Raw genomic sequence first — 22,177 nt, forward strand, 5'->3', positions numbered from 1 at the left:
ATGACCGACAAAAAATACGGCCGCCTCATCGGCGCCTCCCTGGGTCCCGGCGACCCCGACCTCATCACTCGCCGCGCCTGGGCCGTGCTCAACGGTAATGCCCGCTGGCTCTACCCGGTGAAGAAGGCCGAGGAAAGCTCCTACGCCCTCTCCATCGTCACCCGGGGCGGCCTGGACGTGCCCGCCGACGCCGAGGAACTGGTGTTCCCCATGACCCGGGATGCCGAGATCCTGACCAAGGCCTGGGCCCGGGCCGCCGCCCGTACCGTGGAACTGCTGGGCGAAGGCCGGGACCTGGTGTTCCTGGTGGAAGGCGATGCCTCCACCTTCGCCACCTTCGGCCACCTGGCCCGGGTGGTGCGGGAGCTGGTGCCGGAAGTTGAGGTGGAAACCATCCCCGGCGTCTCCTCCTTTGCCGCCGCCGCTGCCACCACCGGCACCACCCTGGCCGAGGAAGACGAGACCCTGGCGGTGATCCCCGCCGCCTACGGCGTGGAGGTCATCGACCACCTGCTGGACGAGTTCGACACCCTGGTGCTGCTCAAGGTGAAGCCCCTGGTGGATGAGGTGCTGGAGCTGCTGGAACGGCGCGAGCTGCTGTCCACCAGCTGCTTCATCGAGAAGGTGGGTTCCCCCGACGAGCGCATCGTGCGCGACGTGGCCTCCCTCAAGGGCGAGAAGGTGAATTACCTCTCCCTCATGCTGGTGCAGAACCCCAAGCGCCAGCGCGGCGAACTGCGCCGGGGCTGCCGCAAGCGCAAGGAAGCGGTCAGTGCCTGAACTGATCCGTCCTGCCACGCCGGCGGATAGTGAGGCCATTGCTGCCCTCATCGGCAGCCTGACCCATTACTTCGTCGCCGATGGCAGCGCCCCGGCGGCCCAGCCCTTCCTCGCCACCTTCAGTCCGGCTGCCATTGCCGGCCTGCTCTGCGATGGGGACTACCTCTACCTGTGCGCCGAGGAGCAGGGCCAGCTGCTCGGCGTTGTGACGCTACACCGGCCGGCCCACCTGCATCACCTGTTCGTCGCCCCCGCCGCCCATGGCCGGGGCATCGCCCGCCAGTTGTGGCAGGCCCTGGAATCCCACCTCGATCCGGCTATGCCGGGGACGGTCAATTCCTCCGAATACGCAGTACCGGTCTATCAACGCCTGGGCTTTACGCCCACCGCCGAAGCTCAGCAGCGCAACGGCGTGCGTTATGTGCCGATGCAACACCCGCCTTTCCCCAACCCGGCAGCAACTTCACAATAAAAATGACCCAACACCTCCCCTTCCCCAACGAGAGAATCGCCGTCGTCTCCATCACCCGCCACGGCATCGCCCTGGCGGGCAAGGTGGTGGCGGCCCTGCCCGGCGCCCGCCTGTTCGCCCCGGAGAAATTCCGGGCCGAGGCGGAAGCTGCAGTTGCCAACACTCCTGGCGCAGCAACCACCTACAGCGGCAAGACCGGCGACCAGATTCCCGCCCTCTTCGCCAACTTCGACGGCATCGTTGCCATCGTTTCCCTGGGCGCCCTGGTGCGCCTCATCGCCCCCCACCTCAAGGACAAGGAACAGGACCCGGGGGTGGTGGTGATCGACGAGGCCGGGCGCTTTGCCATTCCCATGCTCTCCGGCCACCTGGGCGGCGCCAACGCCCTGGCCGGCACGCTGGCGGCCAGCCTGGGCGCCACCCCGGTACTCACCACCGCCTCCGATTCCCGCCAGACCCTGGGCGTGGACCTGCTGGGCCGGGAGCTGGGCTGGACCTTCGAGGCCACCCACGACGAAGTGGTGAAGGCCAGCGCCGCCGTGGTGAACGACGAACCCGTGGCCCTGGTGCAGGAAGCCGGCAGCCCCGACTGGTGGCCGCGCCACGCCAACGGCCGCAGCGGCCCGGTGCCCGCCAACATCAAGCAGTTCAGCCGCCTGGAAGACGTGGACCTGCAGGCCTTCGCCGCCGTACTGTGGATCAGCCACCGTCCCCTGCCGCCGGAACTGGCGCCCCGCCTGGCAGGCCGCCTGGTCACCTACCGGCCGCCCGTGGAGCTAGGCGCTTGAGCCTGGGCAGCCGCAGAGTGGCGCTGGGCCTGGGCTGCGACCGGGGCACCCCGGAGGCGACCATTGCACAAGCCGTGCAGGAAGCCCTGGCCGCCGCCGGCCTCGCCCCGGAACAGGTGGCGGCCGGCGCCAGCATCACCCTGAAGGCGGACGAGGTGGGCCTGCTGGCTTTTGCCGAACGCTTCGGCCTCACCCTCACCTTCTACCCGCCGGAAGTGCTGGCCACCGTGCCCGTGCCCAATCCGTCGGAGACGGTACGCAAATACACCGGCACGCCCTCCGTCTCGGAGGCTGCCGCCCTGCTGGCCGCCGGCACCGACATGAGCCGGCTGCTGATCGAAAAACACAAGCTGCGGGGACCAGACGGGCGCAACGCCACCGTTTCCATCGCCCTGCTGCCCTGAGCCCGACCACTGCATTCACTGAATTTCCGAGGAACGATTTCATGACCGACATTCAAACCAACGCCCCGGCCAAGACCGGCAAGATCATGCTGGTGGGCCTGGGCCCCGGCGCCGTGGAACACATGACCGGCCGCGCCCGGGCCGCCATCGCCGAAGCCGACACCATCATCGGCTACGTCACCTACGTGCGCCTGGTGGCCGACCTGATCGAAGGCAAGGAAGTGATCAAGAAGTCCATGACCGAGGAACTGGACCGGGCCATCGAAGCCCTGGAGCGGGCCAAACAGGGCAAGAAGGTGGCGTTGATTTCCTCCGGCGACGCCGGCGTGTACGGCATGGCCGGCCCCACCTTCGAAGTGCTGTTCCAGGCTGGCTGGACCCCGGAATCGGACATCGAGGTGGAAATCGTGCCGGGCGCTTCCGCCCTCAACACCTGCGCCGCCCTGGTGGGCGCGCCCCTGACCCACGACTTCTGCGCCATCTCCCTCTCCGACCTGCTCACGCCCTGGCCCACCATCGCCCGCCGCCTGGATGCGGTGGCCTACGCCGATTTCGTGGTGGCCCTGTACAACCCCAAGAGCGGCCGCCGCACCCGCCAGATCCAGGAAGCCCAGCGCATCTTCCTGCGCCACCGCGATCCCAAGACCCCGGTGGCCATCGTCAAGAGCGCCTTCCGCCCCAAGCAGCGCCTGGAATTCACCACCCTGGAGAAGATGGCCGAGGCCGACATCGGCATGCTGTCCACCGTGCTCATCGGCAACTCCAACACCTTCATCCGGGACGGCCTGATGGTCACGCCCCGGGGCTATGCCAACAAGTACGACGTGGCCGAGGGTGAACGCTCCACCAAGGGCGGCGAACAAGCCGGCCGGTCGCTGTCCACCGGCCTCAACGGCTGGCTGGCAGCCATCCGCGACAGCGGCAAGAGCGCCGCCGAACTGGCTGTGGAATACCGCCTGCCCGAGGACTACATCGCCGCCGCCCTGGCCGCCGGTCCCGAAGCCGAGGACGAGGAAGAAACGGGCGCCGAGGCCTGAGCCCATGAGCGACGTGATCAAACCCAAGATCGGCGCCTACCGCCGCCATCTGCTGGTGTGCACCGGCCCCCGCTGCACCGAGAACGGCGAGGGCCAGGCCCTCTTCGACAGCCTGGGCGAGAAGCTCCGGGCGGCCGGGCTCACTGAGGGCGAGGCGCGGGTCAAGCGTTCCCGCGTCAATTGCTTCGCCGCCTGCCGCGGCGGCCCGGTGATGTGCGTGCAGCCAGATGGCACCTGGTATTACAACGTCACCTCGGAAAACATGGACCGCATCGTCAGCGAGCATCTGCGGGACGGCGAGCCGGTAGCGGAGCTGGTATTCCACCAGGGCCCGGGAGAATGCGCCTAGCCGACCTGGCTTCGGCAGACGCAAAGGCACACCACAACAAGCACAGCAGCGGCCCCGCCCGGAGGCCGCGGCATTGATCAGTTGCACTCCGGGCCAGTAGCAACACCAACCAGCAGGTGCCCGCGGCAACGCGGGTGAAACGGGAACAGGGTGCGCGGCGATATCTTCGCTGCCAAGCCCTGGCTGCCCCCGCAACGGTAAGCGAGTGCGGAACGGTCATGCCCCTTCCTCTCCGGAAGGCGCAGCCACTGTGGTCCGCGGATCCATCGGAGCAACGCTCCGCCGGGCCTGCCCCATGGGAAGGCGACCGCTCAAGACTCGCGAGCCCGGAGACCGGCCTGCTGATATTCAGGGTGCCCCGGGAGGGGCGCCAAACCAGGCGACCGGCTGCGGGGATGCAGACGGAGCCGGGCCGCGATGGAAGGCAGGCTGACGCCTTGTCTTCCCCTGCCCGCTCCCGAGATCGGCCGGATCGCCCCAAGGGAGTCTTTCATGCAAAACACCCGCTTGACCTCGGTTCAACCTATTGGCCCTATTAGCCCTATTGGCCCTGGCGGCCCGACCGCCCCGTTGGCTGCCCGGCCACGGCACCATCGTCTCACCACCCTGGCCTTCCTGCTGGCCGCCACCCAGGCCCAGGCCGGTGGCGTGCAAACCCTTCAGGAAGTGTCGGTCCATGCCGACCAGCACAACCTGGTCGGCATCGCCGATTCGGCCACGGAAGGCACGGTCACCGCGGAGCAGCTGGCCAACCGGCCCCTGCTGCGCCCGGCCGAAGTGCTGGAAACCGTGCCCGGCCTGGTGGTCACCCAGCACTCCGGCGACGGCAAGGCCAACCAGTATTTTCTGCGGGGCTTCAATCTGGACCATGGCAGCGACTTCACCACCACCGTTCTGGGCATGCCGGTGAACATGGTCAGCCACGCCCACGGCCAGGGCTACATGGACCTCAATTTCCTCATGCCGGAACTGGTCAGTGGCGTGAAATACCGCAAGGGCGTCTACGCCGTGGAGGACGGGGACTTCTCTGCCACCGGCTCGGCCCGCATCGACTACCGGCGCCGGGTGGAAGGCTTCGCCGACCTGGGCATCGGGCAGAACGGCTACCGCCGCCTGCTCACCGCCGGCAGCAAGGAGTTGGGGCAGCTCACCCTGCTCGGCGCCCTGGAAGTCTCCGGCAATGACGGCCCCTGGGATCAGCCGGAGCGCCTCGGCCGGCACAATGCGGTGCTGCGCCTCTCCTCCGGCACGGCCACGGACGGCTTCGCCATTTCCGCCCTGGCCTACGAGGCCCGCTGGACGGCCACCGAACATGTGCCGGAACGGGCCATTCTCTCCGGCGAGATCCGCCGCTACGGCACCCTGCTGCCCCGGGACGGCGGCACCACCCACCGCTACAGCCTCTCCGGCGAGTGGGCGGCCACCGGCCAGCAATTCGGCGCCGATACGGCCACCAAGGCCAGCGCCTACGTCATCGACTACGGCCTCAACCTCTTCAGCAGTCCCTCGGGCTTCATCAACGGCCCCCAGGGCGACCAGCACGAACAGGCGGACAAGCGCACCGTGCGGGGCGGCCAGGCCAGCCGCAGCTGGTTCCTCGGCCCCGCCGCCCGCAATACCGAAATCACCCTGGGGGGCCAGTTGCGCCGGGACGACATCGACAGCGTCGGCCTCTACGACACGGTACTGCGCCAGCGGACCAACACGGTGCGCCAGGACCGCATCCGGCAAACCGCCACGGCCATCTTCGGCGAAGCCAAGACCCAGTGGCTGCCCTGGCTGCGCACCTCCCTGGGCCTGCGCCATGACCGCATCGAGGCCGAGGTGACGCCCCTGGCCGGTACTTTCAACATGAGCAATGGCGGCAAGGTCAGCGGTAGCCAGACCAGTCCCAAGCTGGGCCTGGTGCTGGGGCCGTTCGGCGCCCAAGGCAACACCGAGTACTACGCCAACTGGGGCCGGGGCTTCCACAGCAACGACGCCCGGGGGGCCACCGGCCGCACCGACCCGAAGAGCGGCAACCCCATGGCGGCTGTGCCCCTGCTGGTGCGCACCCAGGGCAGCGAAGTGGGCTTGCGCACCACCGTCATGCCGGGCTGGCAGAGCAGCCTTTCCCTGTGGCGCATGAATCTGGATTCGGAACTGGTGTTCATCGGCGACGAGGGCATCACCGAGCCCAAGGGGGCCTCCCGTCGCTATGGCGTGGAATGGGCCAACTACTTCGCCCTGGGGAGCGGCTGGCTGATTGATGCGGATCTGGCCTTGTCCCGGGCCCGTTTCCGGGAGCCGGTGAACGGCGGTGACCGGGTGCCCAACGCCATTCCCCTCACTGCCTCCCTGGCCTTCAGCTACGACCAGCAGGGCTCCTGGTTCGGCGGCCTGCGCCTGCGCTACCTGGGGGCCTATGCCCTGGAGGAAACGGGCACGGAGAAATCCACCGCCTTCTGGATGGCCAATCTGAAAATGGGGTATCGACTGGATAGCAAAACCCAAGTCACGCTGGACATCCTCAACCTGTTCGACCGTCAGGCCAACGACATCGAATACTGGGGCGGTGCCTGCTCTCGCGCCGACGGCTTCGCCTGCAACGGCGGCAACGGCATCGACGGGCGCCTGGTGCACCCTCTGGAGCCCCGCACCCTGCGCCTGGGCCTGCGGATGAAGTTCTGAGCCGGTTCCGCCGCTGCGCTTTGTAGCAAGACAAAAGGGCCGCAATGCAGCCCTTTTTTTGTGCCCCCACCTTTCCACTCATCCACAATTCCTGTGGATAACCCTGTGGGGGGCTTGGGGACACACCCCCCAAGGCCGCATCAGCACTGGGTTTACCTTGCACTGCCGCAAAAAAAGGCAGGCCAGCCGATGGGCACGTCAGGCCGAAGCGCGCAAGACCCCGGGGAAAAAATATTCGGGCCCGTGGGGCGTCAGCACCAGATGGAAGCGCAGGCTGCCGGCGCTGTTGGCCTGCTCCGCCAGAAGGGCCTTCTGGGCCTTCGGATCGCTGGCCAGAGCCTGGTACTGCTCGGTGAATTCCTGTTGCTTGTCTGCCGTCTGCACGGTTTCCGCGGCGGCGGCCAGGGAGGTGAAGCGCCGGGTCAGTTCGGCATCGTTGGCGAAGAGGCGCTCGATCTGGATGCGGTCGGGCTGGTTGTTCACCACCGTCACCTGACCATCGGAGCCCACGGCCAGCATGGGTTCCGGCGAGGTGCGGATGCCTTCGTCGCGGAATTTCTTGCCGACCTCGGCGGCAAAACTCGCCACTTCGGAAGACATCCACTGCCGTGCTGCCTCCACCTGGCCGCCGTCTACCGGGCGGCTATCCAGAGTGCCGCCCGAGATCCGGCCCAGTACCGAGGCAAGGCTCGGCAAGGCCTGTTGGGACGCCGATTCCGGCGTATTCCCCGCCCGGGCCTGGGCCTGGTAGGCCGCCTGGGGCAGGGCGAGCGAGGTGCCGCTCACGAACATGAAAAAGCCTCCGCTGAAATTCTTTACGGAGGCTTATTGCAAAAGGGATGCCAGGCTGGCGCCCGGCTCCCGGGGCTAGAGGATCAGGCGGCTTCCTTCAAGGCCCGGCGCAGGATCTTGCCCACATTGGTCTTCGGCAGTTCGTCGCGGAATTCCACCAGGTGGGGCACCTTGTAGCCGGTGAGGTTTTCCTTGCAGTGGGCAATGATGGCTTCCTTGGTGACGGACTTGTCCTTCACCACCACGAAGACCTTCACCGCTTCGCCGGAACGCTCGTCGGGCACGCCTACGGCCGCCACTTCCACCACGGCGGGGTGCATGGCCACCACGGCCTCCACCTCGTTGGGATAGACGTTGAAGCCGGAGACCAGAATCATGTCCTTCTTGCGGTCCACGATGCGCACGAAGCCTTTTTCGTCCATCACCCCCACGTCGCCGGTACGCAGGAAGCCGTCGCCGTAGAAGACCATCTGGGTTTCCTCCGGCCGCTGCCAGTAGCCCTTCATCACCTGGGGCCCACGGATGCAGATTTCCCCCGCCTGGCCAATGGAGAGGTCGTTGCCCTGGTCATCGCGGATGGCGATTTCGGTGGAGGAGATGGGCAGGCCGATGGCACCGTTGAATTCAGGCAGGTCCAGGGGATTGATGGTGGCCGCCGGCGAGGTTTCGGTGAGGCCGTAGGCTTCGATGAGGGGCTTGCCGGTGACCTGCTTCCACTTCTGGGCCACTGCCTTCTGCACCGCCATGCCGCCCCCCAGGGCTGCGCGCAGGGCAGAGAAATCCACCTTGGCGAAATCCGGGTTGTTGAGTAGGGCGTTGAACAGGGTATTGACCCCAGTGATAACGGTGAACTTGTACTGCCCCAGTTCCTTGACGAAGCCGGGAATGTCCCGGGGATTGGTGATCAGCACGTTGGTGGCGCCGATCTTGAGGAAGGTCAGGCAGTTCGCCGTCAGGGAGAAGATGTGGTACAGCGGCAGGGCGGTGATAATGAGCTGCTGGTCCTTGTGTAGGAAGGGCTCGATCCAGGCGTGGGCCTGCTGCAGGTTGGCGATGATGTTGCGGTGGAGCAGCATGGCCCCCTTAGCCACGCCGGTGGTGCCGCCGGTGTATTGCAGGTAGGCGATGTCATCGTGGCCGATGTGCACCGGGCGTAGCGCCACCCCCTTACCCCGGGCCATGGCGGCCTTGAATTTTTCGTGGCCGGGCAGGCTCCAGGCCGGCACCATTTTCTTGACGTTGCGCACGACGAAATTGACCACGGTACCCTTGGCCAGGCCCAGCATGTCCCCCAGGGAGGTGACCACCACGTGCTTCAGTTGCGGCAACTGGGGCATGGCCTGCTGCAGGGTCTGGGCGAAGTTCTCGACGATGACGATGGCCTCGGCCCCGGCATCCTTCAGCTGGTGCTCCAGTTCCCGGTGGGTGTAGAGGGGATTGCAATTCACCACCACATAGCCGGCCCGCAGGGCGCCGAACATGCACACCGGGTATTGCAGCAGGTTGGGCATCATCAGGGCGACGCGGGCCCCCTGGGGCAGCTTCAGCGCCCCTTGCAGATAGGCGGCGAAATCCCGGGAAAGGCGGTCCAGCTCGCCATAGGTGATGCCGACCCCCATGTTGATGTAGGCCACCCGCTCCCGATACTGGGCACAGCTCTGCTCGAAGAGTTGCCCCAGGGACTGGAATTCATCGACGTTGATGAATTCCGGCACGTCCTGCGGATAGCTCCGCAGCCAGATCTTTTCCATTTCGAGTCTCCTCCTATGGCTTGGGCCAAGGGTATTTTTATCGGTTTATGCGAACGGTTCAAACGACCGTTTGAATTCATTGTAACCCGACTTTGGCGCCCTTGGTAGAGGGACAGGGTTTCCCCTCAGGAAGTGCCCGGAAGTTGCCAACAAGCCGCCAAAACCCTGGTCATCACAGGGTTTTCAAAAGGAGTCAGCAAGGGCTGGCGCCTGACCGGGCAGGCTGTCGCGGCCGGTAAACGCACACTGCCCGCCGGCGTTTCCGCGCGGCGGGCAGTGGTGTCGGCATCAGCAGCCGGCCAGGGTCAGGCGGTGCCTTCCTCGTCCGGCCAGTTCTTGATGTAGTTCTTGAGCATCTTGTTCTCGAAGTTCTGCTCTTCCAGCACGGACTTGGCCACGTCCAGGAAGGAGAGCACGCCCATCAGGGTGGTGCCGTCCATTACCGGGACATAACGCTGGTGGTGGTCGATGAGCAGATGGCGCAGCTCATTGGTTTCCATGTCCGGCGTGGCAACGATGGGCGCCTTGAGCATCACGTCTTCCACCTTCACCCCGTCCAGCTTGCCCTGCACCTTGTGCACGGCCTTGAGGACCTCGCGGAAGGTGAGCATGCCCACCATCTTGCCGCCCCCCATCACCACCAGGGAGCCTACGTCGTTCTCGGCCATGGTGGCCACGGCGTTGTCCAGGGTCTGATGGGGCATGGTGGTGAAAAGCACCGTGCCCTTGATCGCCAGAATGTCCCGCACATGCATGTTCGTTCCCCTCGTCGCAGTTTCGCTGATTGTTCGCTTATAGATTTCCGGCCCCCGGGGAGGGCCCCGGAATCGGCAGGGTTCTGCTCAGTCCGTGGATGGTAGTGCATCCCCCGCCCAAGGGAAAGTGGCGTTTACCCCAAACGGCCCCGGATTTCCGGGCAAGTCAGGGCAGATCCGTCAGGTTTTCCTCGACCTCCCGCAGTTCGCCGTCGCCGAACAGCAGGGCGGCGCGCACCGGCCGCGGCGCATAAAGGGGCGTCAGCAGCTCCCGGTACTCCGCCACCTGCCGCCGGTATTCGGCCAGGCGCTTGGTGTCGGCACCAGAGCTTTTGTAATCCACCACCCACACCGCCTCCGGCGTTTCCACCAGACGATCCACCCGCTTCACCCGGCCCTCGCCATCACAGATTTCCGCCTCGTTGCGGGCAGGCAGGGCAGGATCGAGAAGGAAGGCCAGGGAAGGCATCGCCATCAGCCGCTCGGCGACCCGCACTGCTTCTGCAGCGCCAGCCTCCGTGGCCGTGGCCCCGCCAGCCCGGCGCCACCAGTCGGGCTCCAGAGGCAGGCCCGCTGTCAGCCGTTCGAGACAGCCATGCAGGAGGATGCCATGGAGGGCATCGTCCCCCGGCCCCAGGCGGCGCTCGCCGATGGGCGGGAGCTCGGGCAATTCAGAAAAGAGATCGGCAGCCGGCGCCCCAGGCAGGAGGCAGGGCGACGGATCAGAGGCTGCGGCATTTTCAATCACCGCCTGGCCGACATGTCCTCCGACCACCAGATCACCGTAAGCAGGCGACATGCCAGCCTCCACCGGCCCGGCCAGCTTCTCCAGAGCCCGCAACAGGCGCTGATAGGGGCTGTTCTCCGGCGACTCGCCCCCGGTGCGGCCGCCCTTGGGGGCGCTGCCGCTGGCGACGAACATCTGCTTGGCCCGGGTGATGGCCACATAGAGCAGATTCAGTTCCTCCCGCTCGGCCAGGGCGGCTTCGCCGGCAAACAGCGGTTCCCGGGCGGCGCCCCGCTCGTCCTTGCGGCCGTAGAGGGAAAGATGGGTGGGCCGCTCCGCCTCCGGCGGCCAATCCACCAGCAGGTTCCAGGCATCGGCCTGGCCACCGGCGCCGGTGTTGGCATCAAGCAGCCAGACCAGCGGCGCCTCCAGGCCCTTGGCGGCGTGGATGGTGAGGATGCGCACCCGGCCCTGGTCGTCGTCGCCGCCTTGGCCATCACTCGCTTCGACGATGCCTTCGTCCGGCGCTTCATCGGGGTCGGCTTCCCGCAGGCGGGTCAGTTCGTCGAGGAAGCGGGGCAGGCTGGGATAGCGGCCACCATCCAGGTCCAGGGCCAGTTGCAGCAGGGCCAGGAGATTGGCTTCCACCCCGGGCCACAGGGCCTCGGGCACCGCCTCCCGGTAACGGGCCAGGACTTCCCCTTCGTGGAAGACCCGGTCCAGCAGATCGTGGCCCGGCAGCACGTCGGCCGCCGCCAGCCAGCCGGCCAGGAGGCCATGGGCCCGGGCCAGGCGCGGCGGCGCCTCGCCCCGCATCGCCAGGCCCGTCAGACGCTCCCACCAGGAACCGGGCCCCAGGGTAGCCAGTATCAACAGGTCCGCTTCGTCCACGGCACAAATGGGGCTGCGCAGCACCTGCACCAGGGCCAGGTCGGCGGCGGGAAGCACCAGGAACTCCAGCAGGGCGGCCAGGTCCCGGGCTTCCAGGGTGTGCAGTAGCCCCCCGCGGGAGGCCGCCAGGTAGGGAATGCCGGCGGCCTTGAGGGCCCGCTCGTAGGCGGCCAACTGGGTGCGCTTGCGCACCAGCAGCATGACGTCGCCCCAGCGCAGGGGGCGCTCCCCCCCACCATCCCGCACCGGCAGGGTGGCCTTGAGCTCCAGCAGGCGGGCGGCGAGCCGGGCGGCCTCTTCCTCCCGTCGCGGATCGCCGGCGGTGGCAGCCGGGGTGGTCAGGGGATTACGCAGGCCGGCAAGGTCGTTTTGGGCGGCGGCTTCGCCGCCTTCCCCTTCCGCCGCCTCCCCCTCTTCGGCGAGATTGACCAGGGGCAGCAGTTCCACCCGCCCCGGCAGGCCGGCGGCCAGGGAATCCTGGGGGCGGAAGCCCGTAAAGGCCGGCTCGGCGCCGAACAGGGCATTGACCACTTCGACCACCGCCGGGGCGTTGCGCCGGGTGGCGTCCTGGGCCAGGCGGCGGGCAGAAAAGTTGGCTTCGAGAAAATCCGCCGCCGTGGCGAAGAGCCGGGGCTCGGCCTGACGAAAACGGTAGATGGATTGCTTCGGGTCCCCCACCAGGAACAGGCGGGGCGGCTCCAGGCCATCCCCCGGGCGGTAGGCATCCAGCCAGGCGAGGAGGATCTGCCACTGCAGGGGGTTGGTGTCCTGGAACTCGTCCAGCAGGATGTGCTTGTAGCGGGCGTCCAGCCGGGCCTGCAGGAAGGCGGCGTGGGAATCGTCCCGCAGCAGTTGCAGCACCTGCCATTCGGCGTCGACAAAATCAATGAGGCGGCGGGCCTGCTTGTGCTTTTCCAGGCGTTCGAGAAAAGCAGCGCCCAGGCTCAGGCCATGACGGTTGAAGGCAAGGATCTGCTCGGCACGCAACACCTCACGGGTGGCCAGGATGGATTCTCCCAGGCGTTGGTGTAGGGCCAGGAAGCGGGCCGCGCCGTCACTGCCGAAACGCTTGTCCAGAGCACCGCTCGGCTTGCGCGCCCGCAGGGTGCCACTCTGGGTCAGGAGCACGCCACCCAGGGCCTCGAAGGCAGCCTCGGGCGCCACCCCTGGTTGCAGGGCACCGCGCAGGGGGACCACCAGGGCCTGGTCGGTCTTGGTGTCGCTTTGCTCGAGAAAACCCAGGTACGCATGGAAATCCGCCTCCCAGTCGGCCACGAAGAAGGCCGCCAGGCCCTCTCCTGGTTCGCCAACCCCCAGGAGGGTCTGCAGTTCCTCAAGGGCATGGGCCACGCCATCCGGGCGGCCACCGGTGTAGCTGAGCCACTCGGCCCGCCGCCCCACCAGGCGCATCAGCAGGCCCCGGGTGCCATCCAGACCAGCGATTTGCAGGAGGGCGGTGAAGTGGCCGGCCAGCTCGCCTTCAGGGTCGGCCTGAAGTTCGGCAGCAAAGCTCTGCCACAGTTCTTCCAGCAGGCGGCCGCTGGATTCCACCAGACTGCTGCCGGCCAGGCCGGAGGCCAGGGGTGCGGCGGCCACCAGCTGTAGGAACCAGCCGTGGAAGGTGTGTACGGAAAGGGGCGGCTGGGCATCGGCCACCCGTTCGTAAAGGCCCCGGGCCCGGCGCAGCAGGGCCGCATCCGCCGTCATGCCGCGCTCGGCAAGGAACTGGACGGCCTCGGCTTCAGGCATGGCCGCCAGATCCCGCAGCCAGCCCATGACGCGCTCCTCGATTTCCCGGGCCGCCTTGCGGGTAAAGGTGATGGCCAGGATGTCGCCGGGGGCGGCACCTTCCAGCAGCAGGCGGACGATGCGGGAGGCCAGCAGCCAGGTCTTGCCGCTGCCGGCGCAGGCTTCAACCACCACCGAGCGGTGGGGGTCCAGGGCATCCAGAACCAGTTGGCGGGGATCAGTCATGGCAGGCCTCCCCGGCGCCGGCCATGCCAGTATCGGCAGCGTTGGCAACGTTATCGGACATCTCGTTCACATGTTCGTGCCGGCACAGGCCGGCCATTTCGCAATAGGCGCAAAGGCCCTCGGCGCCGTGGGCGGGCAGGGGCGCGCCAGACCGTAGACCTTCCATGACCCGCACCAGGCGGGTGACCTGGGCCTGGGCATCGGCCTGCAGGTCGGCACTGGCAGCCAGGGCTTCCACCTTGTCGTCGTCCAGCACCACGTAGGCGGCTTCGGCGGCATCTTCTCCCACCAGGGCGGCATAGGCCGCCAGTTGCAGGTCTTCCGCCAGGCCGGCCTTGATGGACTGGCGGCTGCGGGTCTTGTAATCGAGCAGAGACAGGCCGTCCGGCCCGCTGTCGGTACGGTCGATGCGGCCGTACAGCTCCACCGTGCCGCCGTCAGCCAGGGCAAAGCTGCGCCGCTGTTCCGTTTCCGCCGCCTGCCAAAGCCAGCCCTGCTGTTCCCGCTCCCGCTGCCAGGCGAGGTAGGCAGACAGGCGCCTTTCCCAGCGCAGGCGCCAGCCCAGGGCCAGGTAGTTGTGGGCCAGGGCACCGGCGAAGACCTCCTGGGTGAGGCGCTGCAGGGCGGCCAGGGCCTCGTCTTGCGGCACTTTGGCAAGGACCGGGTGCTGGGCGTGGAAGCGTTCCAGCACCTTGTGCACCAGCAGGCCGTAATCCCGCTTTTCCATTTCCTCGCTGACTTCATCCAGTTCGTTGAGGCGCAATACATGGCGGGCAAAGAAGCAATAGGGGCAGCCCACCAGGGCGCTGTAGCCGCTGACGGAGATGCGCGTTGGCAGGGCGTCGACAGGCACCACCGGGCGGCGCTGGCGACTGGGGCCGGGCCGGGCGTCGTCACCTTCCGGCGGATCGGCCAGGGGCGCGACGCTGCCCTGCAATTCCACCTGCCAGGCAAAGCGGTGCAGGGCGGCCAGCCGGTCCAGCTCGGGCGCCAGTAGCTGGGGCTCGCCATCCCGCTCGGCCTGCCAGGTGACGGTGACTTCGGGAACATGGGCCAGGAGCAGGGCCAGGTCGGCCCGCAGGCGTTCCTGGGCAACGGCCCGGGTGGGCAGCCCCAGTTCCTGGCGCACGCCCTGGTTGAAGAAGGCGGCGGAGGGTTCCGTGGGCTTCAGCCGGCCGGCGTCGCCCCCCAGCAGCACGGCGGCCTCAAAGGGCCGCAGCCGGGTGGCGGCCAGGTGGGTCATGAACACCGGGCTATCAATGGAGAGGTCGCGGAACACTTCGCTCTCCAGCTCCCGGTTGAGCCAGTCGCGAAAGACGTGGAAGGAGAAACGGTCCCGGCTCTCCGCCAGCTCCTCCCGGCGCCGGCCAATGAGATCCAGGATGACCGCGCCGGCCGCATCGGCCAGCAGGCGGGGCCGGGCCTCCAGGGCATCCAGGGCCTTGTCGAGGCGCCCCAGCCACTCCGGCAGGGCCTGTTCTCGGCCAGCCAGGAGTTTGAGGGCGGCCTCCAGGCGATCAAGCAGTTCCTTGGCCCGAGCCTGAGCCGCCGTGGGCTGTTCCACTGCCCCCAGCACGTGGCGCATGGGCGAGAGGCCGGCACGGATGCCGCTGCGCCGCACCAGGCGCTCCAGGGCGAAAACCGCGGCCTTGCGCGCGTTGTCCCGCTGTCCGGCAAAGAGGAAGGGGGATTTCAGCAGGTCCAGCACGTCCTTGTAATAGGCACCGCCGGCCTGGGTTTCCAGGAGACCGTCGAGCACGGCACCGGCTCGGGAAGTGGAGAGTTTCCAGCCCGTTTCGTCGGCCACCAGTACCTGGCGCCGCTCCAGCAGGGCCCGCACCCGACGCGCCACCAGGCGATCCTGGGCGATCAGGGCGATACGCCGCTTGCCGGCCTGCAGCCATTGCAGCACCTGGGCGGCAGCGCCCCGAGCCTCCTGCTCCCGGCCCCGGGCAGCAAGAATCTGCAAGTGCCCCGCCAGAGGGCTGGCGGGCTGGGCCCCCGCGGCGGCCGCAGCACGTTCCAGCAAGGGCGCACCCTCCTCGTTGCCGGCAACGGGGGGCCAGGCAGCGGCCAGCACGGTCATCAGGGGGGCATCATCATGCTGCCGGGCCAGGGGATAAAACAGTTGCACGGGCTGGGATTCGGCGTAACGGGTGTAGAAGGCCCGTTCGGCGGGGGGCAGATTTTCCGGCGGGCCATCCAGCACCACCGCCAGGGGGGCAGTCGCCGTGCCGGCCAGGCGGGCCAGAGCCAGGGCATAGGCGCCGGGTGCGTCGGGTCGGCCAAGCCCGGCCAGAACCCGCCACAGTTCATGCACCACACGGGCCTCGAAGGCCAGGGGAACGCTGCTGCGCAGGTGGTAGGCCGCTTCCAGCTGGGCCAGGAAGGCGCCTTCGTCTTCCGGCAGGGCCAGGGCGTGGGTCGTCAGTTCATCGAAGAGGGCCGCCATCTCGGCGGCCACGCCCCAGAGGATGCCGTCGTCGAACCAGCCCCGCTCGGCCAGGGCGCTGCGCAAGAGCAGGAGGCGCTGGCTGTCGGGCAAGGGGGCCGGGTCCTGGGGCTGGGCACCGGCCCAGCGGGCCAAGGTGTCGCATACCGGCAACAGCAGGGCTTGCCCCGCCACCCGGCCGAGCTCGCGCCGCAACAGGGAGGCCAGGGGGAGGCCGGGCACACAGACCCGCAGGCCTGAAAGATTGAGGCCAAGCCCCCGGGCCGCACCCTGTTCGAGCAGACGGGCAGCAACGCGGGGAAGGAAATCGGGCCCGGCAGGGAGGGCTTCTTGGGTCAGGAATGAGCTCATGGCGGACATCAGAAAATGGACTCAACGCTCCAGCAGGGGAAATTTACCGGTCTGACCGTTCCAGTCATCGGCATCGGGCGGGGCTGCGTGGCGGGCGGTAATGGCAGGCCATTGGCGGGCCAGTTCGGCGTTGAGGGGAATCATGTGGCGCTGGGCCAGGGGAACGTCGTCTTCGGCAAAGATGGCTTCGGCCGGGCATTCCGGAACACAGAGGGAGCAATCAATGCATTCTTCCGGGTCGATGGCGAGGAAATTCGGCCCTTCACGAAAGCAGTCCACGGGGCAGACATCCACGCAATCGGTGTATTTGCAACGGATACAGTTCTCGGTGACGACATATGCCATGGGGGCCTCCGGATATCGGATGACGGAATCCTGACCTGCCTGATGAAAACAAGGCGGGAACCCTGCCCCGGCCACCGTGTCGGAGACCGGGAGGCGAAGTTTATGGCAACTTCCCATGCCCGGGGTTTTTCGTTAGGATAGCCCCGTTCCAACCTGCCCACCCCAGCCGGGGCCAGGCATTTTCCCCCGAATCCCCAAAGAGTTAGACTCCCGACGAGGCTTTTTTCCATGAGCGAACACATCCATTACGTCACCGACGACAGCTTCGAGGCCGAAGTGCTGCAGTCCCAGCAACCCGTGCTGGTGGACTACTGGGCCGAATGGTGCGGCCCCTGCAAGATGATCGCCCCGATCCTGGACGAAGTGGCCACCGAATACGCCGGCAAGCTCAAGGTCGCCAAGCTGAACATTGACGACAACCAGAACACCCCCGCCAAATACGGCATCCGCGGCATCCCCACCCTGATGCTGTTCAAGGGCGGCAATGTCGAGGCCACCAAGGTCGGCGCCCTGTCCAAATCCCAGCTGGCTGCCTTTATTGACAGCAATCTGTAAAGCCATTACGCTCCCAGCCTGAAAGTTCTGAGCCAAAAGATCGCGGCGCCCCTCCGGGGAATACGCAAAGACCAAAGCGCCCGACATCCCTTCAGACTTTCAGGCTGCAACGCTCCGGGTTCTCCGGGCAAGCAATTCCGTCCCCCGCACCTGTCGTTCCAGCCCTGACCGGGCCCGGCCCCAAACCGCGCCCACGATCCCTACCCTTTCTCCGCTCCCATCGTCACGTCCCGTCGCCTCAACGCGGCCTCCCGGCGCCCTTCCTGAAGCTCGACACTTCCCCTACGCCATGCATCTATCCGAACTGAAAAACCTCCACGTCAGCCAATTGCTGGAAATGGCGACGACCAATGAAATCGAGGGCGCCAACCGGCTGCGCAAGCAGGAGCTGATTTTCGCCCTGCTGAAGAAACATGCGAAGAAGGGCGAGAGCATCTTCGGTGACGGCGTGCTGGAAGTGCTGCCCGACGGCTTCGGTTTCCTGCGTTCCCCGGAAACCTCCTACCTGGCCAGCACCGACGACATCTACGTCTCCCCCTCCCAGATCCGTCGCTTCAACCTGCACACCGGTGACACCATCGAGGGCGAGATCCGCACCCCGAAGGATGGCGAGCGCTACTTTGCCCTGGTCAAGGTAGACAAGATCAACTACGAGGCGCCGGAAGCCTGCAAGAGCAAGATTCTCTTCGAGAACCTGACGCCCCTGCACCCCTCCGCCCACCTGCACCTGGAGCGGCCGATTCGCGCCGAGGAGAACACCACCTCCCGCGTCATCGACATGATCGCCCCCATCGGCAAGGGCCAGCGCGGTCTGCTGGTGGCCCCGCCGAAATCCGGCAAGACGGTGATGCTGCAGCACATCGCCCACGCCATCACCGCCAACCACCCCGACGTGCAGCTGATCGTGCTGCTCATCGACGAGCGCCCCGAAGAAGTGACGGAAATGCAGCGTACGGTGCGCGGCGAAGTGGTGGCCTCCACCTTCGACGAACCGGCCACCCGCCACGTCATCGTCGCCGAAATGGTCATTGAGAAGGCCAAGCGCCTGGTGGAGCACAAGAAGGATGTGGTCATCCTGCTCGACTCCATCACCCGCCTGGCCCGCGCCTACAACACCGTGCAGCCCGCCTCCGGCAAGGTGCTAACCGGCGGCGTGGACGCCAACGCCCTGCAGAAGCCGAAGCGTTTCTTCGGCGCTGCCCGCAACATCGAGGAAGGCGGCTCCCTCACCATCATCGCCACCGCCCTGGTGGAAACCGGCTCCCGCATGGACGACGTGATCTACGAAGAGTTCAAGGGCACCGGCAACATGGAAATCCACCTGGATCGCCGCATGGCCGAGAAGCGCATCTACCCGGCCATCAACGTGAACCGCTCCGGCACCCGTCGCGAAGAGTTGCTGCTGAAGCCCGACGTGCTGCAGAAGATGTGGGTGCTGCGCAAACTGCTCTACAACATGGACGACCTGGAAGCGATGGAATTCCTGCTGGACAAGGTCAAGGCCACCAAGGCCAACGGCGAGTTCTTCGACGCCATGCGCGGCGGCCGCTAAGCCACCCCGCCCCCGACAAAAATTTGCAACCGCTGGAAAGTTCAGGGATAATCCCGCGTTTTCCAGGGGCCGGTCACATCCGCCGGCCGAGAGACTCGAAAGGACACACCATGAAGCCCGGTATCCACCCCGAATACAACGACATCCAGGTCACCTGCTCCTGCGGCAGCGTTTTCACCACCAAGTCCACCATGGGCAAGCCGCTGACCATTGAAGTCTGCTCCTCCTGCCACCCGTTCTACACCGGCAAGCAGAAGATTGTGGACACCGCCGGCCGCGTTGAAAAGTTCAACCAGAAGTTCGGCAACCTGCGCAAGTCCGCCTAAGCTTTTCCGGACAAACCGGCGCCCGGCGCCGCGCAGAAAAAAGGCAGCCCCAGGCTGCCTTTTTTGCTTTATTCCCAAGCCAGACTTCCGACACGCCTCCCGCTCCCGGCCATGATCGACCGCCCTGCACCGCGCCACCCCTGGCCCTTCCGCGGCCTGCCCCTGCTGGGCCTGCTCGCCCTCTTCCTGCTGCCCGGACTGTTCGGTCACGACCCCTGGAAGGCAGAAGACGCCACCCATCTGGGAATCGTCTGGCGTCTGCTGCAGGGGGATGGGGGCCTGGTCCTGCAACTGGGCGGCGAGGCCTGGCCGGATGCCATGCCTCTCTACTACTGGGTGGCCGCCCTCTGCGCCCGCGCCTTCTCCTGGGCCCTGCCCTGGTTCGATGGCGCCCGCCTGGCCACCGCCCTCTTCGCCGCCCTGGCCCTGGCGGCCCTGGCCTTGGCCAGTCGCGAACTCCACGGCCGGGAAGAAGGGCCAAGCGCCCCGCTACTCCTGGCTGGCTGCCTCGGCCTGCTGGTCCACATCCATGAAACCCAGCCAGCCATCGCCTTTCTCGCCGCCCAGGCGGCCAGCCTGGCCGGCCTGGCCCTGATACCCCGCCGCCCCTGGCAGGGTGCAGCTCTCTTTGGCGTAGCGGGACTCGGTGCCTTTCTTGCCGCCGGCCTGGCTGCTCTGCCGGGCATTCTGCTACCCCTCATTCTCCTGCCGTGGCTTGCCCCCCGCCGTACCCTGATTCCGGGACTGCTACTGGTGACCCTGGGCATCCCCCTGCTTGGCCCGCTGCTCTGGCCCCTAGTGCTGACGCCTGCCCAGGCGGACATCTGGTGGAGCGGTGAAATAGCCCAGTGGCGCCCCCGGGAAGCCGCCTTGCGCAACGCCCTGGCCCTGACCAACCTGCTGCCCTGGTACGGCTGGCCGGCCCTGCCCCTGGCCCTGTGGACCCTGTGGGCCCGCCGCACGGAACTGCTGCGTGCTCGCCCAGCCATGGCCCTGCTACTGCCCCTCACCGCCTTTGCGGCCAGCTTCCTCACCCTGGCCGGCAGCGTGGATATCAAGAGTGTCGCCGCCCTGCCCCTGCTACCGCCCCTGGCGCTCTTCGCCGCCGGCGGGTTGCGCACCCTGCGCCGTGGTACGGCCAACCTTTTCGACTGGTTCGGCATGACCACCTTCACCTTCGCCGCCGGCCTCATCTGGCTGGGCTGGAGCGCCATGGTGTTCGGGGTGCCGCCGAAGATCGCCCGCAATTTCATCAAGCTGGCACCGGGCTTCGAAGGCAGCTTCGCCCTCCTGCCGACGCTCTTCGCCCTGGCGCTCACCGCTGCCTGGATCTGGCTGGTTTACTCCTCCCCCCGCTCCCCCTACCGGGGGCTGACCCACTGGACTGCCGGCATCACGCTGCTGTGGGGCCTGGTGGTCGCCCTGTGGTTCCCCTGGGTGGACTACGGCAAGAGCTACCGCCCCGTGGTGGCCGGACTAAGCCGGGCCCTGCCCGCACAGGCCAACTGTGTGGCGGTGCGTGGAGAATTGCCGCCAGCCCTGCGGGCCTCCCTGGACATCTTCGGTGACATCCGCCCCCTGGCCCAGAACAGTAGTGCCGGGCGCCGTTGCAACTGGCTGCTGGCCCTGGTGCCGATCAAGAGCACCAGCGCTGGTGGCGGCGGCTGGGAGCGGGTCTGGGAAGGCTCCCGCCCCGGCGACAAGTACGAACACCTGCGCCTGTACCAGCGCCGCAACTAAGGGCCGGGAAGCATCCAACTCCGTCAAGCAGCACCCGCCGGAATAGCCCCAGTCCGCACCCTCGCCCCCCCTGAATCAATCCTGCGGCAATAAAAATGCCCGGAGCACCCCATCTAGGGTATTCCGGGCATGGATCGCGGCGTACTCCGCTGCGCCTTCAGTACTGCTTAGCGCTTGTTGGAGAGGAAGGCTGCGACCGCCTTGATCTCATCGTTGTTCAACGGCGCCGTGGCAATCTGCATCAGGGGGTCAATACGCTCGCCGGTCTTGTCCCGATAACGGGTGATGGAGCGGATCAGGTATTCCTTCTGCTGGCCAGCCAGACGGGCAATCTTGTCGCTACCCCGAGCCTCGTCGCCATGACAACGCACACAGAGCTTGCCATAGGTTTCCTGGCCCCGCTTCACCAGGGCAGGATCGGCGGCACTGGGGACAACCTTGGCTTCAGAGTAGAACAGGGAAATCTGCACCCGCTCGTCTTCCGACAGCACCTTGATCAGCCCCTGCATGAACTCGTCCTTACGCTGGCCAGAGCCGAACTTGCGAATCTGCTCCAGCAGGTAGGCGGGATTCTGGCCGGCCAGGTTCGGTACTTCCGGATACTTGCTGTTGCCGTCTTCACCGTGACAGTTGGCACAGAAGAAGGAGGCCTTCTTGCCGGCAGCCACAGAGGCCGTAATGTTGGCCTTCATGGCGTTGAGGCGCTCTTCCGGCGTCTGGGGTGCTGCCGGCGCGGCCGCAGGGGCTGGCGCAGGGGCGACTTCCTTCTTGGGCGGCGCCGCATGCAGCGAGCCAGCCAACAGCCCCAGCGACAGGGCCAGGCTCAGGGTCAGGGGCAAAGGCTTGGCCATTCCCAGGATTTTTCTCATCGTTCCTCCCAACGTGGTGAGTTTGTCTCCAGGTTCTTAGACCCGGAGGAATTTTTCGCGGTAGTACCGCAGTTCTGCAATGGATTCGTGAATGTCCGAGACTGCCGTATGCAAGCCGACCTTGGTGAAACCCTTGGCCACCTCCGGTGCCCAGCGGCGGCACAGCTCTTTGAGGGTGCTGACATCCAGGTTCCGGTAATGGAAGTAATCTTCTAGGGTGGGCAGGTAGCGGGCCATGAAACGGCGATCCTGACCAATGGAATTACCGCACATGGGCGTAGCACGCCGCGGCACCCACTCTGCCATGAAGGCCAGGGCCTCGGCCTCCACCCGGGCTTCGTCGGTGGTGGATGCCTTGACCCGGGCAATGAGCCCGGAATTGCCGTGGGTGTTCTTGTTCCAGTCATCCATCCCGTCGAGCACCGCATCACTCTGATGCACCACCCAGACGGGGGATTCGGCCAGCACTTCCAGATTCACATCTGTTACCACCATGGCCATTTCGATAATGCGGTCATGATCCGGTTGCAGACCGGTCATTTCCATGTCCAGCCAGACGAGGTGGTTTGCGTCCTGTGCCATAATCCGAGGGGAAAC

Annotated in this window: 19 protein-coding genes and 1 riboswitch; of the genes, 11 read left to right on the forward strand and 8 right to left on the reverse strand. The window is 66.6% G+C overall.

Annotated features, from left to right (window positions below):
- From cobI to AZSI13_RS01170, 7 genes are all read left to right on the forward strand, one after another.
- On the forward strand, positions 1-780 hold the full coding sequence (gene cobI, locus AZSI13_RS01140) for a precorrin-2 C(20)-methyltransferase (RefSeq protein WP_109039344.1): 780 nt from the start codon (positions 1-3) through the stop codon (positions 778-780).
- Entirely contained in the window at positions 773-1,252 is a 480-nt protein-coding gene (locus tag AZSI13_RS01145) for a GNAT family N-acetyltransferase (protein WP_109039345.1), read from the forward strand. The genes cobI and AZSI13_RS01145 overlap by 8 nt, the downstream gene beginning before the upstream one ends.
- A 2-nt stretch (positions 1,253-1,254) precedes the next feature.
- Positions 1,255-2,040 carry a cobalamin biosynthesis central domain-containing protein gene (locus AZSI13_RS01150; RefSeq protein ID WP_109039346.1) on the forward strand — a complete coding sequence of 262 codons (786 nt, stop codon included), beginning with the start codon at positions 1,255-1,257 and terminating at the stop codon, positions 2,038-2,040.
- Positions 2,037-2,444 carry a cobalamin biosynthesis protein gene (locus AZSI13_RS01155; RefSeq protein WP_109039347.1) on the forward strand — a complete coding sequence of 136 codons (408 nt, stop codon included), beginning with the start codon at positions 2,037-2,039 and terminating at the stop codon, positions 2,442-2,444. The genes AZSI13_RS01150 and AZSI13_RS01155 overlap by 4 nt, the downstream gene beginning before the upstream one ends.
- Before the next feature lie 41 nt (positions 2,445-2,485).
- Positions 2,486-3,481, forward strand: a complete 996-nt coding sequence (cobJ, locus tag AZSI13_RS01160; RefSeq protein WP_109039348.1) for a precorrin-3B C(17)-methyltransferase — start codon at positions 2,486-2,488, stop codon at positions 3,479-3,481.
- Between the two features lie 4 nt (positions 3,482-3,485).
- Positions 3,486-3,830, forward strand: a complete 345-nt coding sequence (locus AZSI13_RS01165) for a ferredoxin (protein WP_109039349.1) — start codon at positions 3,486-3,488, stop codon at positions 3,828-3,830.
- A gap of 97 nt (positions 3,831-3,927) precedes the next feature.
- Positions 3,928-4,187: riboswitch (cobalamin riboswitch) on the forward strand.
- A 213-nt stretch (positions 4,188-4,400) separates the two neighbouring features.
- Positions 4,401-6,500, forward strand: coding sequence for a TonB-dependent receptor (locus AZSI13_RS01170; RefSeq protein ID WP_235609587.1), 2,100 nt, complete (start codon positions 4,401-4,403; stop codon positions 6,498-6,500).
- Positions 6,501-6,698: 198 nt separating this feature from the next.
- Here AZSI13_RS01170 and AZSI13_RS01175 read toward each other — a convergent pair whose 3' ends face one another.
- From AZSI13_RS01175 to fdxA, 6 genes are all read right to left on the reverse strand, one after another.
- Positions 6,699-7,292 (reverse strand): hypothetical protein, encoded by a 594-nt coding sequence (locus tag AZSI13_RS01175; protein WP_109039351.1) that lies wholly within the window; start codon positions 7,290-7,292, stop codon positions 6,699-6,701.
- A gap of 83 nt (positions 7,293-7,375) precedes the next feature.
- The gene (locus tag AZSI13_RS01180; RefSeq protein ID WP_109039352.1) at positions 7,376-9,043 is read right to left on the reverse strand and encodes a long-chain-fatty-acid--CoA ligase; all 1,668 of its coding nucleotides are present in this window, start codon (positions 9,041-9,043) and stop codon (positions 7,376-7,378) included.
- Between the two features lie 305 nt (positions 9,044-9,348).
- Positions 9,349-9,798: a CBS domain-containing protein gene (locus tag AZSI13_RS01185; RefSeq protein WP_109039353.1), complete on the reverse strand. Its 450-nt coding sequence runs from the start codon at positions 9,796-9,798 to the stop codon at positions 9,349-9,351.
- Between the two features lie 166 nt (positions 9,799-9,964).
- On the reverse strand, positions 9,965-13,390 hold the full coding sequence (locus tag AZSI13_RS01190) for an exodeoxyribonuclease V subunit beta (protein ID WP_109039354.1): 3,426 nt from the start codon (positions 13,388-13,390) through the stop codon (positions 9,965-9,967).
- Positions 13,383-16,193 carry a PD-(D/E)XK nuclease family protein gene (locus tag AZSI13_RS01195; RefSeq protein ID WP_109039618.1) on the reverse strand — a complete coding sequence of 937 codons (2,811 nt, stop codon included), beginning with the start codon at positions 16,191-16,193 and terminating at the stop codon, positions 13,383-13,385. The genes AZSI13_RS01190 and AZSI13_RS01195 overlap by 8 nt, the downstream gene beginning before the upstream one ends.
- 21 nt (positions 16,194-16,214) lie before the next feature.
- Positions 16,215-16,538: a ferredoxin FdxA gene (gene fdxA / locus AZSI13_RS01200; protein ID WP_109039355.1), complete on the reverse strand. Its 324-nt coding sequence runs from the start codon at positions 16,536-16,538 to the stop codon at positions 16,215-16,217.
- A 228-nt stretch (positions 16,539-16,766) separates the two neighbouring features.
- Here fdxA and trxA point away from each other — a divergent pair, with 228 nt between their 5' ends.
- From trxA to AZSI13_RS01220, 4 genes are all read left to right on the forward strand, one after another.
- Complete coding sequence (gene trxA, locus AZSI13_RS01205) at positions 16,767-17,093, forward strand: thioredoxin TrxA (protein ID WP_109039356.1); 327 nt, start codon at positions 16,767-16,769, stop codon at positions 17,091-17,093.
- A 289-nt stretch (positions 17,094-17,382) separates the two neighbouring features.
- Positions 17,383-18,645, forward strand: coding sequence for a transcription termination factor Rho (gene rho / locus AZSI13_RS01210; RefSeq protein WP_109039357.1), 1,263 nt, complete (start codon positions 17,383-17,385; stop codon positions 18,643-18,645).
- 110 nt (positions 18,646-18,755) lie between these two features.
- Positions 18,756-18,971 carry a 50S ribosomal protein L31 gene (gene rpmE / locus AZSI13_RS01215; protein ID WP_109039358.1) on the forward strand — a complete coding sequence of 72 codons (216 nt, stop codon included), beginning with the start codon at positions 18,756-18,758 and terminating at the stop codon, positions 18,969-18,971.
- Between the two features lie 111 nt (positions 18,972-19,082).
- Positions 19,083-20,711 (forward strand): hypothetical protein, encoded by a 1,629-nt coding sequence (locus tag AZSI13_RS01220; RefSeq protein WP_109039359.1) that lies wholly within the window; start codon positions 19,083-19,085, stop codon positions 20,709-20,711.
- A gap of 167 nt (positions 20,712-20,878) precedes the next feature.
- Here the strand turns inward: AZSI13_RS01220 and AZSI13_RS01225 are convergent, their stop codons facing one another.
- Positions 20,879-21,562, reverse strand: a complete 684-nt coding sequence (locus tag AZSI13_RS01225; RefSeq protein WP_235609588.1) for a c-type cytochrome — start codon at positions 21,560-21,562, stop codon at positions 20,879-20,881.
- Positions 21,563-21,616: 54 nt separating this feature from the next.
- Positions 21,617-22,162 (reverse strand): oligoribonuclease, encoded by a 546-nt coding sequence (gene orn / locus AZSI13_RS01230; protein WP_109039361.1) that lies wholly within the window; start codon positions 22,160-22,162, stop codon positions 21,617-21,619.
- Positions 22,163-22,177 lie beyond the last annotated feature (15 nt).

The organism is Azospira sp. I13 (assembly GCF_003112695.1).
Classification (GTDB): Bacteria; Pseudomonadota; Gammaproteobacteria; order Burkholderiales; family Rhodocyclaceae; genus Azospira.

Bases quoted from the DNA above. Each gene is read 5' to 3' on its own strand.
- cobJ (WP_109039348.1), top strand. From the start codon at position 2,486: ATGACCGACATTCAAACCAACGCCCCGGCCAAGACCGGCAAGATCATG.
- rpmE (WP_109039358.1), top strand. From the start codon at position 18,756: ATGAAGCCCGGTATCCACCCCGAATACAACGACATCCAGGTCACCTGC.
- trxA (WP_109039356.1), top strand. From the start codon at position 16,767: ATGAGCGAACACATCCATTACGTCACCGACGACAGCTTCGAGGCCGAA.
- cobI (WP_109039344.1), top strand. From the start codon at position 1: ATGACCGACAAAAAATACGGCCGCCTCATCGGCGCCTCCCTGGGTCCC.
- rho (WP_109039357.1), top strand. From the start codon at position 17,383: ATGCATCTATCCGAACTGAAAAACCTCCACGTCAGCCAATTGCTGGAA.
- AZSI13_RS01185 (WP_109039353.1), bottom strand. From the start codon at position 9,798: ATGCATGTGCGGGACATTCTGGCGATCAAGGGCACGGTGCTTTTCACC.
- AZSI13_RS01150 (WP_109039346.1), top strand. From the start codon at position 1,255: ATGACCCAACACCTCCCCTTCCCCAACGAGAGAATCGCCGTCGTCTCC.
- AZSI13_RS01195 (WP_109039618.1), bottom strand. From the start codon at position 16,193: ATGAGCTCATTCCTGACCCAAGAAGCCCTCCCTGCCGGGCCCGATTTC.
- AZSI13_RS01190 (WP_109039354.1), bottom strand. From the start codon at position 13,390: ATGACTGATCCCCGCCAACTGGTTCTGGATGCCCTGGACCCCCACCGC.
- AZSI13_RS01175 (WP_109039351.1), bottom strand. From the start codon at position 7,292: ATGTTCGTGAGCGGCACCTCGCTCGCCCTGCCCCAGGCGGCCTACCAG.
- fdxA (WP_109039355.1), bottom strand. From the start codon at position 16,538: ATGGCATATGTCGTCACCGAGAACTGTATCCGTTGCAAATACACCGAT.
- AZSI13_RS01165 (WP_109039349.1), top strand. From the start codon at position 3,486: ATGAGCGACGTGATCAAACCCAAGATCGGCGCCTACCGCCGCCATCTG.
- AZSI13_RS01220 (WP_109039359.1), top strand. From the start codon at position 19,083: ATGATCGACCGCCCTGCACCGCGCCACCCCTGGCCCTTCCGCGGCCTG.
- orn (WP_109039361.1), bottom strand. From the start codon at position 22,162: ATGGCACAGGACGCAAACCACCTCGTCTGGCTGGACATGGAAATGACC.
- AZSI13_RS01180 (WP_109039352.1), bottom strand. From the start codon at position 9,043: ATGGAAAAGATCTGGCTGCGGAGCTATCCGCAGGACGTGCCGGAATTC.
- AZSI13_RS01225 (WP_235609588.1), bottom strand. From the start codon at position 21,562: ATGGCCAAGCCTTTGCCCCTGACCCTGAGCCTGGCCCTGTCGCTGGGG.